This window comes from Pseudomonas sp. WT-JTC (genome assembly GCF_056711565.1).
This window is the reverse complement of record NZ_CM160042.1, coordinates 2,853,384-2,873,095: the sequence shown is the minus strand read 5'-3', so window position 1 is coordinate 2,873,095 and position 19,712 is coordinate 2,853,384. Positions and strand designations below refer to the sequence as shown.

The 19,712-nt window shown below is 59.2% G+C and carries 16 protein-coding genes; 11 read left to right on the top strand and 5 right to left on the bottom strand.

Annotated elements, in window-relative coordinates:
* Positions 1-269 precede the first annotated feature (269 nt).
* The gene (locus tag AC06G5_RS13240; protein ID WP_413423550.1) at positions 270-1,928 is read left to right on the top strand and encodes a nitrite/sulfite reductase; all 1,659 of its coding nucleotides are present in this window, start codon (positions 270-272) and stop codon (positions 1,926-1,928) included.
* Entirely contained in the window at positions 1,912-2,406 is a 495-nt protein-coding gene (locus AC06G5_RS13235; RefSeq protein WP_413423552.1) for a DUF934 domain-containing protein, read from the top strand. Before AC06G5_RS13240 ends, AC06G5_RS13235 begins: the two co-directional genes overlap by 17 nt.
* Positions 2,407-2,451: 45 nt before the next feature.
* Here the strand turns inward: AC06G5_RS13235 and AC06G5_RS13230 are convergent, their stop codons facing one another.
* Complete coding sequence (locus AC06G5_RS13230; protein WP_480459642.1) at positions 2,452-6,366, bottom strand: dermonecrotic toxin domain-containing protein; 3,915 nt, start codon at positions 6,364-6,366, stop codon at positions 2,452-2,454.
* A gap of 304 nt (positions 6,367-6,670) precedes the next feature.
* Between AC06G5_RS13230 and AC06G5_RS13225 the strand changes: the two genes are divergently transcribed.
* Positions 6,671-7,258 (top strand): hypothetical protein, encoded by a 588-nt coding sequence (locus AC06G5_RS13225; protein WP_413423556.1) that lies wholly within the window; start codon positions 6,671-6,673, stop codon positions 7,256-7,258.
* A 143-nt stretch (positions 7,259-7,401) separates the two neighbouring features.
* On the opposite strand, the gene sohB is transcribed toward AC06G5_RS13225, so the two are convergent.
* A complete protein-coding gene (sohB, locus tag AC06G5_RS13220; RefSeq protein WP_413423558.1) occupies positions 7,402-8,424 on the bottom strand; it encodes a protease SohB in 1,023 nt (340 codons plus the stop codon).
* Between the two features lie 201 nt (positions 8,425-8,625).
* Between sohB and AC06G5_RS13215 the strand changes: the two genes are divergently transcribed.
* From AC06G5_RS13215 to AC06G5_RS13195, 5 genes are all read left to right on the top strand, one after another.
* The gene (locus AC06G5_RS13215; RefSeq protein ID WP_413423560.1) at positions 8,626-9,336 is read left to right on the top strand and encodes a histidine phosphatase family protein; all 711 of its coding nucleotides are present in this window, start codon (positions 8,626-8,628) and stop codon (positions 9,334-9,336) included.
* A 64-nt stretch (positions 9,337-9,400) separates the two neighbouring features.
* Complete coding sequence (locus AC06G5_RS13210; RefSeq protein WP_007987439.1) at positions 9,401-9,715, top strand: SCP2 sterol-binding domain-containing protein; 315 nt, start codon at positions 9,401-9,403, stop codon at positions 9,713-9,715.
* Positions 9,716-9,866: 151 nt separating this feature from the next.
* Entirely contained in the window at positions 9,867-10,730 is an 864-nt protein-coding gene (locus AC06G5_RS13205; protein WP_413423562.1) for a LysR family transcriptional regulator, read from the top strand.
* A 105-nt stretch (positions 10,731-10,835) separates the two neighbouring features.
* Positions 10,836-11,981: a sterol desaturase/SRPBCC family protein gene (locus tag AC06G5_RS13200; RefSeq protein WP_413423564.1), complete on the top strand. Its 1,146-nt coding sequence runs from the start codon at positions 10,836-10,838 to the stop codon at positions 11,979-11,981.
* Positions 11,978-13,057, top strand: a complete 1,080-nt coding sequence (locus AC06G5_RS13195) for an SMP-30/gluconolactonase/LRE family protein (protein ID WP_413423566.1) — start codon at positions 11,978-11,980, stop codon at positions 13,055-13,057. The genes AC06G5_RS13200 and AC06G5_RS13195 overlap by 4 nt, the downstream gene beginning before the upstream one ends.
* A 240-nt stretch (positions 13,058-13,297) precedes the next feature.
* On the opposite strand, the gene AC06G5_RS13190 is transcribed toward AC06G5_RS13195, so the two are convergent.
* The 3 genes from AC06G5_RS13190 to AC06G5_RS13180 all read right to left on the bottom strand — a co-directional run bounded on the left by AC06G5_RS13190 (position 13,298) and on the right by AC06G5_RS13180 (position 16,774).
* The gene (locus AC06G5_RS13190) at positions 13,298-13,531 is read right to left on the bottom strand and encodes a DUF465 domain-containing protein (RefSeq protein ID WP_480459638.1); all 234 of its coding nucleotides are present in this window, start codon (positions 13,529-13,531) and stop codon (positions 13,298-13,300) included.
* A gap of 225 nt (positions 13,532-13,756) precedes the next feature.
* On the bottom strand, positions 13,757-15,868 hold the full coding sequence (locus AC06G5_RS13185; RefSeq protein WP_413705023.1) for an ATP-binding protein: 2,112 nt from the start codon (positions 15,866-15,868) through the stop codon (positions 13,757-13,759).
* A gap of 216 nt (positions 15,869-16,084) precedes the next feature.
* Positions 16,085-16,774, bottom strand: a complete 690-nt coding sequence (locus tag AC06G5_RS13180; protein ID WP_007973313.1) for a GntR family transcriptional regulator — start codon at positions 16,772-16,774, stop codon at positions 16,085-16,087.
* Between the two features lie 140 nt (positions 16,775-16,914).
* On the opposite strand from AC06G5_RS13180, the gene AC06G5_RS13175 reads away from it, so the two are divergent.
* The 3 genes from AC06G5_RS13175 to AC06G5_RS13165 are packed head-to-tail and all read left to right on the top strand — an operon-like array spanning position 16,915 to position 19,704.
* Positions 16,915-18,000, top strand: coding sequence for an ABC transporter ATP-binding protein (locus tag AC06G5_RS13175; RefSeq protein ID WP_413423571.1), 1,086 nt, complete (start codon positions 16,915-16,917; stop codon positions 17,998-18,000).
* A gap of 1 nt (position 18,001) precedes the next feature.
* On the top strand, positions 18,002-18,919 hold the full coding sequence (locus tag AC06G5_RS13170) for an ABC transporter permease (protein WP_413423573.1): 918 nt from the start codon (positions 18,002-18,004) through the stop codon (positions 18,917-18,919).
* Positions 18,916-19,704 (top strand): ABC transporter permease, encoded by a 789-nt coding sequence (locus AC06G5_RS13165; RefSeq protein ID WP_008015945.1) that lies wholly within the window; start codon positions 18,916-18,918, stop codon positions 19,702-19,704. The genes AC06G5_RS13170 and AC06G5_RS13165 overlap by 4 nt, the downstream gene beginning before the upstream one ends.
* Positions 19,705-19,712: the final 8 nt, after the last annotated feature.

The following is a 19,712-nucleotide window of genomic DNA, read 5'->3' as shown; positions in this document are numbered from 1 at the left end:
CGGTGATTGCATAAAGACTCGAGCAGAGTAAAGACGACGATTGCCCGCACCACAAACAGGGTCTTTGCAACAACGATTCTCATTAGGCGATTTGGTTCTTTACATATGCTCAAACATCACTTTTACGCATAACTGCAAACTGTTATCTTGCCCCGGCTCCGAAGGGAGTGCGCGGCCGTGCGCGCAGAATTGCAGAGGCTCCATCGGACTCCGGCAAGCACAAAAACGCAGCTGTATCCGAGCGACCCAAGCCTGAGAACAGGACTTATATGTACGTATACGACGAATACGATCAGCGGATCATCGAGGACCGCGTCAAGCAGTTCCGTGATCAGACCCGACGCTATCTGGCAGGCGAGCTGAGCGAAGAAGAATTCCGCCCCCTGCGCCTGCAAAATGGCCTTTATATCCAGCGTTTCGCACCGATGTTGCGAGTCGCCGTGCCTTACGGCCAACTGACTTCGCGGCAAGTGCGAATGATGGCCAGGATTGCCCGCGACTACGACAAGGGCTACGCCCACATCAGTACCCGGCAGAACGTGCAGTTCAACTGGCCTGCCGTGGAAGACATTCCGGACATTCTCGCTGAACTGGCCACCGTGCAGATGCACGCGATCCAGACCAGCGGCAACTGCCTGCGCAACGTCACCACCGACCAGTTTGCCGGCGTCGCCGCGGACGAACTGATCGACCCGCGCCCATGGTGCGAAATCGTTCGCCAGTGGACCACGTTCCACCCGGAATTTGCCTACCTGCCGCGTAAATTCAAGATCGCCGTCAACGGTTCGACCTCCGACCGCGCCGCCATCGAAGTCCATGACATCGGCCTTGAGCCTGTGCACAACGCCGCTGGCGAACTGGGCTTCCGTGTGTTGGTCGGCGGCGGCCTGGGCCGTACGCCGGTGGTGGGTGCATTCATCAATGAATTCCTGCCATGGCAAGACCTGTTGAGCTACCTCGATGCCATCCTGCGGGTCTACAACCGTTACGGCCGTCGCGACAACAAGTACAAGGCGCGGATCAAGATCCTGGTCAAAGCGCTGACGCCTGAAGTCTTCGCGCAGAAAGTCGATGCGGAAATGGAGCACCTGCGCGGTGGCCAGACCACACTGACCGACGCCGAAGTGCAGCGCGTCGCCAAGCACTTCGTCGACCCGGACTACAAGGCGCTGGAGAACCAGACCGCCGCCCTGGCCGAGCTCGACCAGCAGCACCCAGGCTTCGCCCGTTGGCGCGCACGCAACACCCTGGCCCACAAGAAGCCAGGCTACGTGGCCGTGACCTTGTCCCTGAAGCCAACCGGCGTTGCACCGGGCGACATCACCGACAAGCAGCTCGACGCCGTAGCCGACCTGGCAGACCGTTACAGCTTCGGTCAACTGCGTACCTCCCACGAGCAGAACATCATTCTGGCCGACGTCGAGCAGGACAAGCTGTTCGCCATGTGGGGCGAGCTGCGCGAGCAAGGCTTCGCCACGCCGAACATCGGCTTGCTGACCGACATCATCTGCTGCCCGGGTGGTGACTTCTGCTCCCTGGCCAACGCCAAATCGATCCCGATCGCCGAATCGATCCAGCGCCGTTTCGACGACCTGGACTACCTGTTCGACATCGGCGAACTGGACCTGAACATCTCCGGTTGCATGAACGCCTGTGGTCACCACCACGTCGGCCACATCGGCATTCTCGGGGTGGACAAGAAAGGCGAAGAGTTCTACCAGGTTTCCCTCGGCGGCAGCGCCAGTCGCGACGCCAGCCTGGGCAAGATCCTCGGCCCGTCCTTCGCCCAGGAAGCCATGCCTGACGTGATCGAGAAGCTGATCGACGTGTACATCGAACAACGTACCGAAGACGAGCGTTTCATCGACACCTACCAGCGTATTGGCATCGACCTCTTCAAGGAACGCGTCTATGCAGCGAATAATTAAGAACAACGAGGTCGTCGACGAGACCTGGCACCTGCTGCCCAAGGATTTCAATATCGACGGGATCACCAACTGCGACGACTACATCGTCCCGTTGCAGCTGTGGCGCGAACACAGCCGTATGCTCCTGGCCCGCGACGGTGGCCTGGGCATCTGGCTCGACGCTGATGAAGAAGCCGAGGAAATCGGCGAAGACGTGGCGCAGTTCCAGGTCATCGCCCTGAACTTCCCGGCCTTCACCGATGGCCGCAACTACTCCAATGCCCGCCTGCTGCGTGACCGTTATGGTTTCAAGGGCGAATTGCGGGCCATTGGCGACGTGCTGCGCGACCAGTTGTTCTACATGCATCGCTGTGGATTCGACGCGTTTGCCGTACGCCCCGATAAAGACCCGTATGAAGCGTTGGAAGGTCTCAAGGACTTTTCGGTGACCTACCAGGCCGCCACTGACGAACCGCTGCCGCTGTTCCGTCGCCGCTGACCGTGATGCCTTGAGCCCTTGGCAGGGCTCAAGGCTCATCGGCTGTTACCGGCCACTCTCCGGAAACGGAAACGGCCGACCCAAAGCCACCCAGTCGCTGTAGAGCTTCGCCCGGCCTTCCAGTGCGGTGAACGCCGCAAACGGATTGTCGAACGCACCCGCGGGCAGCGGTGCATCCTGAGTCAGCCTCCCCCACAATTCCTGCGAAGCGTCTGCTTCAGTCAACAATCGCCATACTCGCGCCTGAAGGTCCGGATAATCCACTTGGAAATCCGCAGTGAGCGCCAATGAACTCACGGTCCCCAGAAATCGCTGGCCACGAGGCCTGAGTGCCAGGCGTTGCCAGACCTGCAGCCGGGCATCCCGCTGCGTCTCGTCAATGCCATGCAACCAGGCAGACGGTTGCAAATAGTCGGGACCTGGCGTGCCCAGCCAAAGATTGATGCCCGTTTGTTCCCGATGCCTGACCAGCCGCTGCAACGTGTCCTCATCGGTCAAGGGGTTGTTCCACAGCAATACACGGTCCCTGGCAATGGCCTGGTTCAGGACTGCCTGTGGTACTCGATGAATCAGGTTATCGCGCAGGTCCAGAGTGGTCAGGTACGGCTGCTCCATGACCCCCACCGGACACGTTGTGATACCCGTATTGTTCAGCTTCAGCATTCGTAGCTGGTTCATTCCAAACACCATCGGGGGGACACCCAACGGGTTCTCGCTCAGGTCCAGCGATTGCAGATTGCCCAACTGACTCAACTGCGCGGCGGTATGTTCCTGGAATGTCAGGTGCGTGGAACGAAGATTCAGTGAAACGAGATGTTGTAGCTGGGGGATCGTCGATGGCAATGCGCTTTCCACTTGCCCCGAGATATCGGTCAATCTCAAGTCGGTGCCCTCCATGTCCAACCTGCGCAACTCAGGGAAGCACTCCAGAAAACCATTGAGGGTGCCTGGTTCTGTCAGGTGGAAGTTCTTCAGGTTCAGCTCCACTACATCGCTGAACCGCACGTTCAGTACCGGCAATCGATGATAGTCCTCATGGCTCATGTCAATCGTGAAACCGCGTCGATAATCCCCCGAGTAGTGGCTGTTGTGCTGCGGAGCACGCTTTTGCCAGATGGCAATCAGCTCTTCCCCCAGCTCGTATCGGGACTCGCCTTCGTGCTCCATGACGCCTTGCAGCAACTCAGTGTTGCGCAGTTCGATTTGTGCAGGCGTCAGTCCCTCTGCTGCGGGATCACCCATTTGCAAAAAAGGCACATCCATGTCGTCGATATCCACCGCCACCTGGTCGAGCCAGCCTTGCAGATCCGTGTACAGTTGCTGCAACTGCAGTTTTGAGCTGTCGATATACGCCTGGGCTCCGCTACCCAATTGCCGTAGCGCCCCGTCGGCCTCGTCGTCGGAGAATTCGGGATAGATCTCCTTGAGCTGCATACGCATCATGGCGTGGGTCAAGGCTCCCTCACGAGGCGTGTCCGGATAACCTCCTCCCCTGAGACCCTGCGCTTCGAAGGGCAACCCTGAGTCCATTCTGTCGAGCCCCAGGACCAGTTCCGGACGGGACAACGCGTATTCGCTGACGCAAAGTTTCAACCCGGCAACCGGATCATTCGACGATAGCTGCAAGGCCGCACGCTCCTCCTCGGACAGGACACCGACAATAGCCTCATGAAATGGCGTGCCGACGAAGGGTCGAGTCGAAAAGCCGTAGGGTTGATAATACTCTCCCACCTTGATCAGGCGTCGACAGTCAGGCGCTTCGAGCGGCCCTCCACGGTCCAGGACCCTACCGCCGGGTGAACCATCGAGCACTTCGATTCGCAGGCTCTTCGGCCAGCCGGGCAGGTTTTTCAGGGAGTGCATGGCCAATATGTCCGACTCGGGATTGGTTGCCGCGCGAAGATATAACCCTTCATAGGCACGATTGAGGCGCACATGCTTCTGGTATTGGCGTGCCTTGTGGTCCAGCTGCTTGAACGTTCGCTTGGCTTCGACCACATCCAATGGCACCTTGAAATCGATGCCATGACGATCGAGCATTTGTTCCACGGCAGCTTTGGGCAGCCCGGGATATTGTCGTTGGAACAATCGCACCCACTCATGCTCGGACTGCTGCAGCGCCTGGTAGCGCTGATTGAACAATTCGATACGTGCAACCAATGAATCAGCGAGCACTGAAACCTCCTGATCGATCCTGAAGCGCTCAATGGTATCGGCCAGCAACGGGGTGGGTGCCCGACCCGCCTGCATCAGGCGCAGCATGTCGTCATCGACTGCGCTGACCTTGCCGATCTGTGCCAGCACCTCATCGCTGAATGAAGCAAATGGTGCGCAGACACCGCGCATCAACTCCAGACGGGTCACCACCGTCGCTGGAGCAGGTACAGGTTTGATCGTCACATCAGGCAAAGAATGAGCGCCCGGTTCACGGACCGGTTCACCGGGTTCGTGCAGCGTTTCACCCAGTGCCTTGGCACTTGAGCCTTCGCCCTTGAGTGCAACTCCCGCCCCGGCCAGCGGCAACGCGTTGAGCAAACCGAATACCGTACGGGTGATGCCTTCGGAACGCTGCTCCGGGGTTTTTCCGTTGACGGCCTGATCGAGGCCGTAGCCGGCATCGATGATTCCGGCCAGCACCAGCAAGCCCTCGCCACCAGGAACAAACAAGGCCAACGGGCCGAACTGGTTGATCCAGCGCACAAGCGGTTCAACCACCGCACTGAGGTTGTCACGATTGACCTGGGCATCGTCGCGGATGGTTTTGACGCTGGCCATCGCCGCTTGCCTCATGGTCAATACCAGTTGTGCAAAAGGGTCTGTGGCCGCAGAAGAGCGTTCGAAATCGATGTAGTCCTGCGGATCCCAAAAACCGTCGTCATTGAAGAACCCGGCGGTCTTTTTCAGCCTGTATTCATTCGGATAAGCCGCCAGGCCCTCCAGCGCAGTCAGTACACCCGCATGGAAGGTGCCGTCGTCACGGTCTTCTTCGGCAAAATGGCTGGCCAGAGCCTGTTGCGTGTCGCGATTCCTGCCTTGGGCCACGACCCAGTCGCGCATGTGCCGGATGTCGGCGAACTCATGCAAGGGCGAGGAGTTGGCCGGGATATACAGCAGTACTCGGGCGCTGCTGCGCTGGCGAAAAAACCAGATGTCGGACGAGGTGTAGCGGTAGATCGTCAGGCGTCCCGCTTCGATCTGCGTACCAACGCGGGTTGGCGCTTGCAGTTGGGCGATGGCCAAAGCTTCCCAGATCTGCTCCGCCGGCAATCCTGCCGCCTGCATCGCCAATGCCAGGCCGCCCTCGCTCAGGCTGCCTTCCTGATGTTGCAGGCAAGCGCTCATGACAAAAGCCGCCTTGACCGATGTCCTCATCGCGTAAGGCTCGGCCCGCACGATCCGCTCAGCGGAGGGCCAGGCTTGGTCGAGATAGGCCTGATAGCGGGACTGCAGCTCCAGCTCCCAAACCCACCTCTTGAAGTCGGCCGGCCTGAGGGCGATTTGTGTCGAGGGACCGTAGGTCTGTGGTGTTGTACTCCGATAGATCCCTTCATAGTCGTGGTAGTAATCCACGGCTCTGGCCGCCGCATCATCGACTGGATCAACGATATGAATCTCAGGCCCGATGTCCGGAGGTGTATACAAACCGAACGCCGTTTCGCCGAAACGGCCGTCAGCCGCAGTTTGATAATTCGACAGTAATGCCTGCACCAGGGTGCGTGAGTTGTTTACCCGCCCCTGATGGATCGCGCCCCGCCCGGCACTCGCGTCGGAGTCGTAGTCAAGCGTTACCAACAGGGCTGAATCTGGATCGATATCCTGCCCCCACTTTTCCCGGATCAGTTGTGCACCGAATTGCTCCGGCGTTTGCGGCAGTGCGGTCGCAATCGCCGTTTTCAATTCATCACGCATGGGCCGAGCTGGATGCGGCGGTGCTTCGTGGTCGCGCAGAGGGTCATTCATGTGCATTCCATGGCAACTATTTTTGGAACACCAACATAACCAGCCGCCGCGTTGCCGAAAGCAGGAACTGTCGCCTGTTACCTACAGAGATTTCGCCATGCCGTGGAGGACACAGGACACACAGGAGAAGCATTCACAGGCAAAAAAAGCGGGACACAACTCAAGCTAATTGACCAACCAGACAACCAGCATCACAGTAATAACTTTACAACTTGAAAACCCCGGAAATACATTCCGCACAATGCTATTTATTTTACGCGATAGAGTTTGAAAAACTCAGCTAAGCGCAAAAGGATCTTGCACGATGTATATTTCAGATGAAGCCCGAAACTCTGCACTCAAAACACTTTGGAAAGAAGAGGATTTTAGTTATCTCGCCATTTTATACTGCGATGCCAATGGCGACATTGGCTACATCCCCATCCAGACAGATAACACTCTTATCCATATTCAACACGAGGAATGGCCAGAAGTTGACAATGTTCGCTTCAAGAGCCTCGAGAACCTGCTTGAAGCCCTGGAGTCAAATGGCTTTAAACAGCTTCCAGGTGAAATGGACAGCATAGAGCTGCCATGGTCTTCATATTCTGACCTCCCGACTACATTACAAGAGCAACTCAATGAGCCCGGGATGTTTATACTCGACCGCGACTATAGATTCCAGTTTCAGTTCAATGGATACACGCCAGGACCATCGGCATTTCCAATATCGCTTGATGGCGACAGTGTTTACCTGAAAAAAGGACTGATCAGTGCAATGGATGAAATTCGCTTTGCCGACATCGATTCACTGATCAAGGCGTCGGCCACTTATGGCGATGAGGGAAGGATCCTGGATTGGTATATCAATAACAGCCTTGCCCGAATTCCGAAAATAACATGGCAGCGCTGAGCAACGAATCAACACTTGCCCTCTTAAGGTATTAATCTCCATTAAAAGTGGCCTTGAACATTGCCTGCATGGCATCGCTCAAGGCCTTTTAATCGTTCAAAATACAAAAGCGGACAATAGCGATTAGCCGATTGAGCGCAGAATTACCAGAAGCGTTGCTGGGTCAAACGGCTCCACCAGCTCAGCAACAGGCGGTCGACCGAACCGCTGGCGGCCATGCCAATGCGCTCCTGCAGGCTTTTGCGCTCGGCATAGTGCAGGTGATAAAGCTCGGACTGCCTGGCGCGCTCGGCGAGGTATTCATCGCTGGTCTTGAGTTCGTCGACCAGGTGTTTTTCCAGTGCCGCGACGCCGAGCCAGATTTCGCCGGTGGCCACTTCATCGATCGCCAGTTGCGGGCGATAGCGCGACACGAAGTTCTTGAACAGTTGATGGGTGATGTCCAGGTCTTGCTGGAACTTCTCCCGCCCCTTCTCGGTGTTTTCGCCAAACACGGTCAGGGTGCGCTTGTACTCACCGGCGGTCAGCACTTCGAAGTCGATGTCGTGCTTTTTCAGCAAGCGATTGACGTTGGGCAACTGCGCCACCACGCCAATCGAGCCGAGGATCGCGAACGGTGCACTGATGATCTTCTGGCCAATGCACGCCATCATGTAGCCGCCGCTGGCCGCGACCTTGTCGATGCACACGGTCAAGGGCACGCCGGCTTCACGGATACGTGCCAGTTGCGAGGAAGCCAGGCCGTAGCTGTGAACCATGCCGCCGCCGCTTTCCAGGCGCAGCACCACTTCGTCCTTCGCAGTGGCGAGGGTCAGCAAGGCAGTGATTTCGTGGCGCAGGCTTTCGGTGGCCGATGCCTTGATATCGCCATTGAAATCCAGCACGAACACCCGGGGCTTGGCCTCGGTTTTTTTCTTCTGTTTCTTGTCGGTTTTAGCCTGGGTCTTGCGCAAGGCCTTGAGCTGGTCCTTGTCGAGCAGGGTTTGCTCCAGGCGTTCGCGCAGCCCTTTGTAGAAATCATTGAGCTTGCTGACCTGCAACTGACCGGACGACTTGCGCCGCCCTTTGCTGCGCAAGGCCGCAAAACTGGCCAGGACCACCAGAATGGCGATCACCAGGGTCACGGTCTTGGCCAGGAAAATGGCGTACTCGGAAAAAAACTCCACAGGGACTCCTCAAACGATGCGCGGCTCGAACGCGCGCGGGATACTTCCAGCATACCCATGCGCCGGCCTTGCGACCAGTCGCGTAACCTCCGGCAACAGGCCTGTAACGGGCATTTCAAACAAGCGTATGTTTTTTCATTGACAGCTCACCGCCATCCTCATAACCTCGCCAAACCTTCAACGTACCGGGATGACGCGGACGTGGGCAGCATCTATTTGATTCGACATGGCCAGGCCTCCTTCGGTGCAGACGACTACGACGTCCTGTCGCCGACCGGCATTCGTCAGGCTGAAATCCTTGGCCGGCACCTTGCCGAACTCGGGATCAGCTTCGACCGCTGCCTGGCGGGGGATTTGCGCCGTCAGCAGCACACGGCCAACAGCGCGCTGGAACAGTTCGCAGCAGTGGGCCTGCCGGTGCCGCTCCTGGAAACCGACTCCGCCTTCAACGAATTCGACGCCGATGCGGTGATCCGCGCGCTGCTGCCGGCCATGCTGCCGGACGAACCCGAAGCGTTGCATATCTTGCGCAACGCCGCGCAAAACCGGGGTGAGTTCCAGCGTATCTTCGCCCTGATCATCGAACGCTGGCTAACCGGCACCTACGACACACCGGGCCTGGAAAGCTGGCTGGGGTTTGTCGAGCGGGTACAGGCCGGCTTGCATCGCATCCTCGACCAGGCCGACAACACCCAGAAAATCGCCGTGTTCACGTCCGGCGGCACCATCACCGCCCTGCTCCACCTGATTACGCAAATGCCTGCCCGGCAGGCCTTTGAATTGAACTGGCAAATCGTCAACACCTCGCTCAACCAACTCAAGTTTCGTGGTCGCGAGGTGGCCCTGGCTTCCTTCAACAGTCATGCGCACCTGCAGCTGTTGAAGGCCCCGGAACTCATCACGTTTCGCTGAGTCCGGACTATTGTGACCCTGGCTGTAATCAACCAGCTCTTAATACCCAAGAAAGGATCGAACCATGACCTCCGTAGCTGATGCCGTACAAGCAATGAAAGCCAAGTTCAACCCAGCCGCTGCTGCCGGTCTGGACCTGGTCTTCGGTTTTCGCATCGACGACACCAAGAACTTCTCGCTGATTGTCAAAGACCAGACTTGCGAGCTGCAGGAAGGCGAGAACCCGGACGCCCAGGTGACCCTGGTGATGGACGGCGAAACCCTGGAAGGCATCGTCAGCGGCGAAACCGACGGCATGCAAGCGTTCATGGGCGGCAAACTGCGCGCTGAAGGCGACATGATGCTGGCCATGAAACTGTCCGAGCTGTTCCCGTCCTAAGCACCCGGTTCCCGCTCTTCGGGAACGTGCAAGGCCGCAAACGAATCCCGCCCCTCGTGGCGGGATTCGTCGTTTTTGCCCTTCGAAAATCGGGGTACCGATTGCCGGCCCCCACTCCTACAATACGAACACTTCCCACACCGGCCGCCCCATGGACATCGACCTCGCCCGCACCTTCCTCGAAATCGTCCGCCATGGCAGCCTGGCCGCGGCTGCCGAGAAGCTCCATGTCACCCAGACCGCGATCACTGCACGGGTGCAAAAACTCGAGAGCCAACTGGGCAGCACCCTGTTCGTGCGCAATCGCGCCGGGGCCCGCCTGACGCCCAACGGTGAAGCCTTCGTGGTCTACGCCAATCAACTGGTGCAAACCTGGGAAGCCGCACGGCGTGATTTGCCGTTGCCCGAGGGTTATCGCGATGTACTGCACATCGGTGGCGAGGTCAGCCTGTGCAATCCGCTGATGCTCGGTTGGGCCGGTGAAATCCGCGAAAAGATCCCCAGCCACGCCTTGCGCATGGAAATCCGTGATGGCGAAAACCTGCTGCGCCAACTGGAGTTGGGCGTACTGGATGCCGCGCTGGTGTATCAGCCCGAGTATTGGCCGCGCTTACAGGTCGAGCAGATTCTTGAAGAAAAGCTCATCCTCGTGCGCTCAGTCGAACGGCCCGAGCCTTACGTGTACATCGATTGGGGCCCAGGCTTTCGCCGCCAGCACGACGCTGCCCTGCCGGAAAAAGCCAAGGCTGCGCTGACCTTCAACCTTGGCCCGTTGGGTTTGCAGTACATTCTCGAAAACGGCGGGAGCGGCTATTTCCGCACCCGCGTGGTACAGCGCTACCTGGAAAGCGGTGTGCTGGAACTGGTGCCCAAGGCTCCGGAATTCAGTTATCCGACCTACCTGGTCTATTCCCGCGACCGCGACTCGCCAACCCTGCAACACGCCTTCGACCTGCTGCGCACGGTCATCGATTCCGACGAAGACTGGTCACAGCGCTGGGACCCACTGACCTGATAACGGTTTGCACCGGATCATGGCCAATGTGCCTTCAAGGTTCGGCCAGTCAACACGCTGGAATCGACTAATCTGCAGAGATAACAATAACGACAGGTGATTGCAGTGAGGCAGACCACCGCAGGATTCCGCAGCCGCTACCGCGCCGACATTCATCCGCTCTACAACCCCTGGTTGCACGGCGCTTTTGTCCTGGCGTTCGGGGCACTGGCGATCAGCATTTTCTGGAGCAACGTGCATCAGGTACGTCCGGCGCAATGGCTGGCGGTGCCCGTCACGCTGCTGCTGTTCAACTTCGGCGTGTACATGGTGCATCGCCACCTGGGGCATCATAAAAAGAGTTTCGCCCGGCTGTTTTATGCCCGTCACGCTGGCGACCACCACAGTTTTTTCACCCCCGGCCACATGACCTACGACAGCGCCCGCGACTGGCGGGTGATTCTGTTTCCGGCATGGCTGATCGTGCTGCACACCCTCGCCGTCGCCCTGCCCCTCTGGTGGCTGCTCAAGCCATTGGATGCGAACGTTGCCGGATTGGCCGGCGGCTTGCTTGTCCTCGGTTACCTGATTTATGAAGTGTTTCATGCCTGCGAGCACCTGCCGCCGCGCAATCCGGTCACACGATTGCCATGGATCCGCCAGATGCGCCGGCTGCACGAGCTGCATCACCGCCGCGAACTGATGCAGGAGCGTAATTTCAACATCGTTTTCCCGCTGATGGACTACCTGTTCGGCACCCTCTATTGGGAACCGGAACCTGCGCCACTCAACCCGCCGAGAACGCCCATGACCCGCATGCAGCATCAGATTGTCATTGCCGGAAACCCGCTGGACGTATTGGCCTACGCCAGTACCGCGAGCCTATGGCCGCAATGGCACCCCTCGTCGCTGCATATCGATGGGCCAAAAGGCCCGTTGCATGCCGGCGCACGTTTCGAGGAGGACATCCGCGCCGGTGGCCGCGACGGGCGCTTGAGTTGGGAGGTAGCGGAGTACCTGCCCGGACGGCGCTGGAGCGCCCGGGCCCGGGGTGATCATGGCCTGTCGCTGGTGGTGACCTATGAATGCGATGCCACAGGCCAGGACACACGTTTCGTCCGGACCCTGGAATATCAATTCAGCGGTCTGGCGATGCGGATTGCCAACCGGTTGTTGCTCCAGCGGCGCATCGATCGGGAATCGGCGGAGTCGATGCAGGCATTGCGCGACATGGCGCAGAAGTATCTGGTCGCGACAGGGGTCAGCGCGTGAGCAGAATCTTCAAATGCCTGTTGCTGGTCATCGTCGCCATCGGCGCCTTCCTGCTGCTGATGCCAACCAGGGTGCAACCGGTGGCCTGGGCGCCACAACCCGCGCCTTCCCTCACCAGCGGAATCTACGCCGACAACCAGCGACTAAAGGGTATGGAACGCGTCGGAGCCGCCGACATCGATGGGCCGGAAGCCTTGTTGCTGGAAAACGACACACTCCTCACCGGTCTGCACGACGGTCGCCTGATCCGCACCAGCCTGGACGGCAAGACCACCAAAGTCCTGGTCGATACCGGTGGCCGGCCACTGGGCCTGGCCCGGCATCCCAATGGCCTGCTGGTGATCGCCGATGCCGTCAAAGGCTTGTTGTCACTCGACGCCCAGGGTCGCCTGGTGGCCCTGACCACAGAAGCCGGCGGCGTTCCCTTCGGCTTTACCGACGATGTGGTTATCGACAAACCGGGTCACTACGCCTATTTCAGCGATGCTTCGAGCCGCTTCGGCTATGGCCACGACGGTGAGGCCGTGCTCGAACACGGCGGTGACGGCCGTCTGCTGCGTTATGACTTCCAGTCTGGCAAAACATCGGTTGTGCTGGACAAGCTGGAGTTTGCCAACGGCGTGACCCTGGGACCGGACGATGCCTACGTGCTGGTCAATGAAACCGGCGCCTACCGTATCAGCCGTTATTGGCTCAGCGGCCCCAAGGCCGGCACTCATGACCTGTTTATCGACAACCTGCCGGGGCTGCCGGACAACCTGTCGTTCAATGGTCACGACCGGTTCTGGGTGGCACTGTATGCCCCCCGGAACGCCTTGCTCGACGGCACGGCGGCGCATCCGTTTGTGCGCAAGATGATCGTGCGAGCCATGACCGTCTTGCCCAAACCCGTGGAAAAACGCGGGTTTGCCCTGGGCCTGGACCTTGAAGGCAAAGTGATCGCCAACTTGCAGGACGGCAGCAGCGACAACTACTCCCCCATCACCACGGTGCGCGAGTATGGGGACTGGTTGTATTTCGGTTCGCTGAAAGCGCAGAACATGGTGCGGTTGCCGTTGAGCAAGGCACTGCAATGAGCAAGCCCCGCCTCTGATCCTGTAGGAGCGAGCTTGCTCGCGATAAACCCGAGAACGCCGCGGGGCACCTGCCAACCAGCGTTATCGTTGACGACCATCGCGAGCAAGCTCGCTCCTACAGGGGGGCGGTGTTCAGTTCACAGGGGTATTTGGGCTGGATGATGAGGCACCTCGTCGAGAGCCGTAACATCGGTCTCCGGGCATTCGAGGTGCCGGTTCTGGTTGCCGTTCCAGCCTGGATCAGGACGACGATCCAAGTAGCCTGACGATCTTGTCCTTGACCTCCAGGCGCTTCGCCTTGAGCTTCGTCACCGTGTCATCGCTGGATTTGGCCTCCTCCGCCTTCACCACTTCGGCATCAGCCAGGGAATACTTGTTGATCAGTGAATCCAGTAACGGATCCTTGGTGCGTTTCTGCTGGATTTCTTCCTTTGAGCGTTTCAGATCCTGATAAAGGTCATGGGGCACCGGCATGGAACACCTCCGTTTGTTGATCGACAGCGAGACGCGATCAATTGCGTTCACCAACTATCAGAATGGCCTCGGTTAGCCTGTTCTGTCGACCACCTGTCAGACCAGCGGTGTCCGTTCGTCGTCCTGTCGCAAAGGCGATAAAACCTTCGCCTGCGCCGACGCCTCCACCGGCTGACGATGACTCGATAACCTTTTGAATGCTGTGTGGGGAATCAGCTGTTTTTGTCAGCCGTTAAGCACCGTGCGCACCATTTTTCGAAGTGCTTCGGGATTGTAGGGTTTGCTCAGCAGGTGGGTGTCGGGGCTGAGCTGGTGATTGCGCGAGATAATGTCGCGGGTATGCCCCGAGGTGAACAGCACGGCCACCGGAGGCTCCTGCACTTTCGCCCAGGCTGCCAGGTCCGAACTCTTGATCAGCCCGGGCATGACCACGTCGGTGAAGATCAGGTCCACCGCCAGCCCTTCCAGCAACATTTGCATGGCGACGTCACCGTTGGTGGCCGTGAGGATCTGATAACCCTCTTCGCGCAACAACTCCACCACCGACACCCGCACCGCCTCATTGTCTTCAACCACCAGGATGCGTTCGTGCCCGCCCCGCTGCGGCATATCAGGGTTCAGCGTTTCGCTGGCTGCCACGCGCAAGGTGCGCGGGAAGTACAACTGCACCCGGGTGCCCTGCCCGACGTCGCTGGCGATTTCGATATGACCGCCACTCTGCTTGACGAAACCAAACACCATGCTCAATCCCAACCCGGTGCCCTGCCCATCGGCTTTGGTGGTGAAGAACGGTTCGAACGCCTGGGCGAGCACCTGCGGCGGCATGCCGACACCGGTATCCGCCACGGACACCCGCACATAGTCCCCGGGGGTAATGCCTTTTGCGGCGCAAAATTTGCGATCGAGGGTGATGTTTTCCGCGCAAAGGTCAATCCTGCCCTCGCCTTGAAGGGCATCACGGGCATTGATCGCCAAATTGAGAATGGCGTTTTCCAGTTGATTGCGATCGACAAACACGCTCCAGGAATCTTCAGGTGCCGTCATGTGCACCTGAAGGGTTTCACCCAAGGCACGCAGCAACAGCTCCGCCAGGCCATCGAAAATCTGCCGCAGCGTGAAGACCGCGGGCGACAACGGTTGGCGACGGGCGAACGCGAGCAACTGCGAGGACAGCTTGGCACCGCGCTCGACGGCGGCAATCGACGCCGCGACCCGGCGCTGCACATTGGCGTTACCCGGCTCATGGCGCGCCAGCAGGTGCAGGTTGCCGGCGATCACTTGCAACAGGTTGTTGAAGTCATGGGCCACGCCGCCGGTGAGGCCGCCGATGGCTTCGAGTTTCTGTGACTGGCGCAATTGTTCTTCTGCCGCCAGACGCGCCTCGACCTCATCAGCCACCCGTTGCTCCAGGTTGCGAGTGAACTTGAGCAGGGATTCTTCGGCGGTCTTGCGTTCGTGAATATCGATCAGCACGGCGGGGAAACGAAACGCCTCGCCCTGCTCATCGAACTCGCAACACCCGCTGGCGAGTACCCAGAGGTAACTGTCATCGGGGCGCTGGATGCGGTATTCGGCGTTGTAGGGTTCACCGGTCTCGACCGACAGTGTGATGCGCTCCTGAACCCAGGCGCGATCGTCCGGATGGATCCGGCTTTCAGCGATGTCCTGGGACAGATTTTGCAGGTCTTGTCCGGGCGGATAGGAAAACGTGCGAGCGAAGCGCTCATCACCCGACAACACATTGGTCTTGATATCCCAGACGAAGGAGCCGAGCAAGGCCCCGGCGTTCAGCGCCAGCCGTACTCGTTCGTTGTCGGCGTGATAGGCGTCTTCGGCCGCCTGTCGCCGACGTTCGGATATCACCCATTCGGTGGTTTCCACCACCATGGCCATGACCCCGGCCGGGCGACCGTCATCGTCGGCCACCGGGCTGTAATAGAGGTCGAGCCAGACGTCCTCGGGAACGCCGTCGCGCAGCAGTACCAGGACTTTATTGCGATAGGACAAGGTGCCACCCGCCAGGCAGGTATCCACCACATGGCGATTGAATTCGGCCACCTCGGGCCATCCCAGTTCGACCGTAGAGCCCAGCAGGTACGGATGACGTCCACCGGCAAACTTGGAGTAAGCGTCGTTGTAGATCATGTACCCCGACTGTCCCCAGAGCATCACCATCGGCAACGGCGAGGCAAGCATCAACTGCACCGCACTGTTCAGGCTTTTCGACCATGAGTCGAGTGGGCCAAGTTCAGTCAGGCTCCAGTCGAACGCACGAATGCGTTCGGCCATTTCGCCGTTCCATCCGGCACACCCGTGGCTATCCGCTAGAAACTGCATCGACTGGCCCAATCCCGGTAAATTGCACCCGTTTGTTTCGAGCATTCTGGATGCTATTCGTTTCATAGAGGTATAGCTGATTCTCACGGGCCACTGGAGATCCCCTGTAGGAGCGGGCTTGCCCGCGAAGGCGGTGTATCAGCAGACGAACAGGTTGAATGACACACCGCTTTCGCGAGCAAGCCCGCTCCCACAGTTTTTGATCTTCAGTGGGGACTAGACCTCAATCAAATGCTTGAGCGGGTTGTAACTGCTTTTCAGCGTGGCCGCGACATCCAGAATGGCCTTCTCGATGCCATTCAGGTGCATGCAGGTCAGCTCGATGGCCGCGCTCTGGTTGCCTGCTTCGATGTACTCGATCAGCCGCAGGTGTTCATCGTCGCGGCAGGCCTCATGGCTGTCGTCATCCAGTGCCGCGGCATACAGCGACGCCCGGGAAATCAGCTTCTGGAACCAGTCGAGCAGCACCGGGTTGTTCAGGCTGCGGGCCAGCTTGATGTGGAACTCGCCGAGCAGGTGAATCAGCCGCTCGTGATCACCGCTTTGATGCGCCTCATCCTCCAGCAGCAAGTGATCGCGCAGGTCCTGGGTTACCGCGGTATCGCGACGACGGCACAGTTCACTGACGATACCGATCTCGACCAGACGCCGGGTTTCGAACAGCGAACGGATCTCCTCGTCACTGGGCAACGAAACCGATGCACCTTTATTAGGCTCGGTGGTGACCAGTCCATCGGCTTCCAATTGCTTGAGCGCGGCCCGGACAGACGTGCGGCTGACATTGAACAGCTCGGCCAACGAGGCTTCGCCCAGCTTCATTCCCGGACGCAGCGAGCGTTTGCTGATCGCCTCGTAAACCCCTTGGTAGACGCGGTCGACCGTGGTTTCCAGTTTCTTTTCCGTCATTCATCAACTCCTTCAGCCCTGTGCAAACAACCCTGGCGAATGAACGGCCATTGAAAAAGGGGCTTGCACGAGCAGGTTAATCCGGGTATTTCTAAATTGCATCCAGATTTTGCATACAATAATTAGAGGAATGCACCATTATGGGTCATCCAGTTGCAATTGAAGTGCGAAACGTCTCCAAACGCTATTCCGACGATCCGGGGCTTGCACCCGCCCTCGATAATGTATCGGTGGACATTGCCGACAACGAATTCTTCACCCTGCTCGGCCCATCCGGCTGTGGCAAGACCACCCTGTTGCGCACCATTGCCGGCTTCGAGCATGTCAGCGACGGCGAGATTCGCCTCGCGGGCGAGCCGGTCAATGACTTGCCGCCGTTCAAGCGTCGGGTCAACACGGTGTTCCAGAGTTACGCACTGTTTCCGCACATGAGTGTTGCGCAGAATATCGCCTTCGGCCTCGAGATGCAGGGCCTGGATCGCAAACTGATCCCGCAGCGGGTCGATGAGATGCTCGCGCTGGTGCAAATGCAGCACCTGGCCAGGCGCAAACCAGCCGAACTGTCCGGCGGCCAACAGCAACGGGTGGCTCTGGCCCGAGCCCTGGCGCCGAAGCCGAAAGTGCTGCTGCTGGATGAACCGCTGTCGGCCCTGGACCTCAAGCTGCGCAAGGAAATGCAGGTCGAACTCAAGCGCGTACAGAAAGAAGCCGGGATCACCTTCATTTTTGTCACCCACGATCAGGAAGAAGCGCTGACCCTGTCCGATCGCATTGCCGTGATGTCCGCCGGCAAAATCCTGCAAATCGGCACGCCCAATGAAATCTACGAACGCCCGCAGCACCAGTTCGTCGCGCAATTCATCGGCGATATCAACTTCCTCCCTGGCCACCTCAAGCGCGGCCAGCAGAACGAAAAACTCTTCGTACCCAGCGGCATGCCAGTGGAAATCCCCTGCCCGGCCCAGGGCTTTGACGGCAGCAAGGTGCAACTGGCGTTCCGCCCCGAGCGTTCGCAACTGGTCGAGCCAACCCAGCCCCACCACCTGCGCGGCGTGATCGAAGCCGTGCTGTATGTCGGCACGGCCACGCTCTACCAATGCCGTTTGAACAACGACATCAAGGTCATGCTGCGCGAGAACAACGAAGGCCTGAGCCACGGGCGGGCGGTGGGTGATCGCGTCGCGGTCAATCTGCCACCCCACGCCTGCCTGTTGATGGAGGCCTGAGATGAGCGTCAGCAGCACTTCCCCAGCCCTCAACCGCGCGCTGTTGCTCAGCCCGGTAGTCCTGACCCTGCTGGCCCTGATCGCCATTCCGCTGGGCATCATGGGCTACATCAGCCTGTTGCCGCGCAACGTCTATGGTGGCGTCGACTGGCAGGCCAACTGGCAATTGCAAAGTTATGTGCAGCTGTTTTTCCAGGAAGGTTTCGACGGTGAGCTTGAGCTCAATTGGGTCTACGCCCAGGCACTGATCCGTTCGGTATTCCAGGCCGGCGGCACCACGGTCCTGTGTTTCCTGTTCGGTTTCCCGGTGGCGCTGTGGATGTCGAGCCTCACGCCCCGGCGGCGCAACCTGATGGTGTTGCTGATCACCATCCCGTTCTGGACCAACCTGCTGATCCGCAACTACGCGTGGCTGATCATCCTGCGCGAACAGGGCTGGGTCGCCCAGAGCCTCAACGCGCTGTTGCCGCAGGCCGGCGGTATCACCCTGCTCTACAACGACTTCGCGGTCAGCGTCGGGCTGGTCTACAGCTTCCTGCCGTTCATGATTCTGCCGATCTATTCGACCCTGGAAAAACTCGACTGGCGCCTGGTGGAGGCGGCCTATGACCTGGGTGCCAACCGCTGGCACGCATTGCGCCGGATCATCCTGCCGCTGTCGATGCCGGGGGTGATTGCCGGTGCGTTGCTGGTGTTCGTGCCAAGCCTGGGCGCCTTCATTACCCCGGCCATCCTCGGCGGCGGCAAGACGCTGATGATCGGCAACCTGATCCAGCAGCAGTTCGGCACCGCGCGCAACTGGCCGTTGGGCAGCTCGCTGTCGTTCCTGTTGCTGGGGATCATGTTGCTGTCCCTGGTGCTTTACGCCCTCTATAGCCGCAATGCCGCCAAGACCCACCGCCCGGGAGCCCAAGCATGATTGCCCTGCACCTGAAAAAACTGCCGCTGACCCGTGAAGTCAGCCTGTTGATGCTGGCCTATCTGTACCTGCCGATTTTCGTGTTGATCGCCTACAGCTTCAACGCCAACCGCTCGGCGACGGTGTGGACCGAGTTCTCGCTGGACTGGTACGGGCGCATCCTGGCCAACCCGTCGATCCAGACCGCCGCGCTGAACTCGATCATCGTCGCCAGCATCGCCACGGTGTGCGCCACGGCGATTGCCTTGCTCGCGGCGCTGGCGACTTACCGGCCGTTCTACGGACAGAAAATGGTCGAAGGCGGGATCAACCTGCCGCTGATCCTGCCGGAAATCGTCACCGCCGTGGCCACCCTGCTGCTGTTCATGGCACTGGGGATCAAGCTCGGTTTGCTGACGGTGATCATCGCCCACATCGGCTTCTGCATTCCCTTTGCCTACCTGCCGATACGTGCGCGGCTCAATGACCTGGACAAGAGCCTGCTGGAAGCGGCGAACGACCTGTACGCCAACCCCTGGCAGGTGTTTCGCCGGGTGACCTTGCCGCTGTTGTGGCCGGCGGTGCTGTCCGGTTCGGTGCTGGCGTTCGTGGTCAGCCTCGACGATTTCATCATGACCTTCTTCGTCGCCGGACCGGGTTCGACAACCTTGCCGGTGTACATCTTCTCAGCCATCAAGGCCGGCGTGACGCCGGAGATCAACGCGATCTCGACCCTGATGCTGGTGATATCCATCGTGCTGGTGGTGCTGGCCTTCTGGCTGGGACAGCGCGGTAAACAACAATAAGCCTGGAG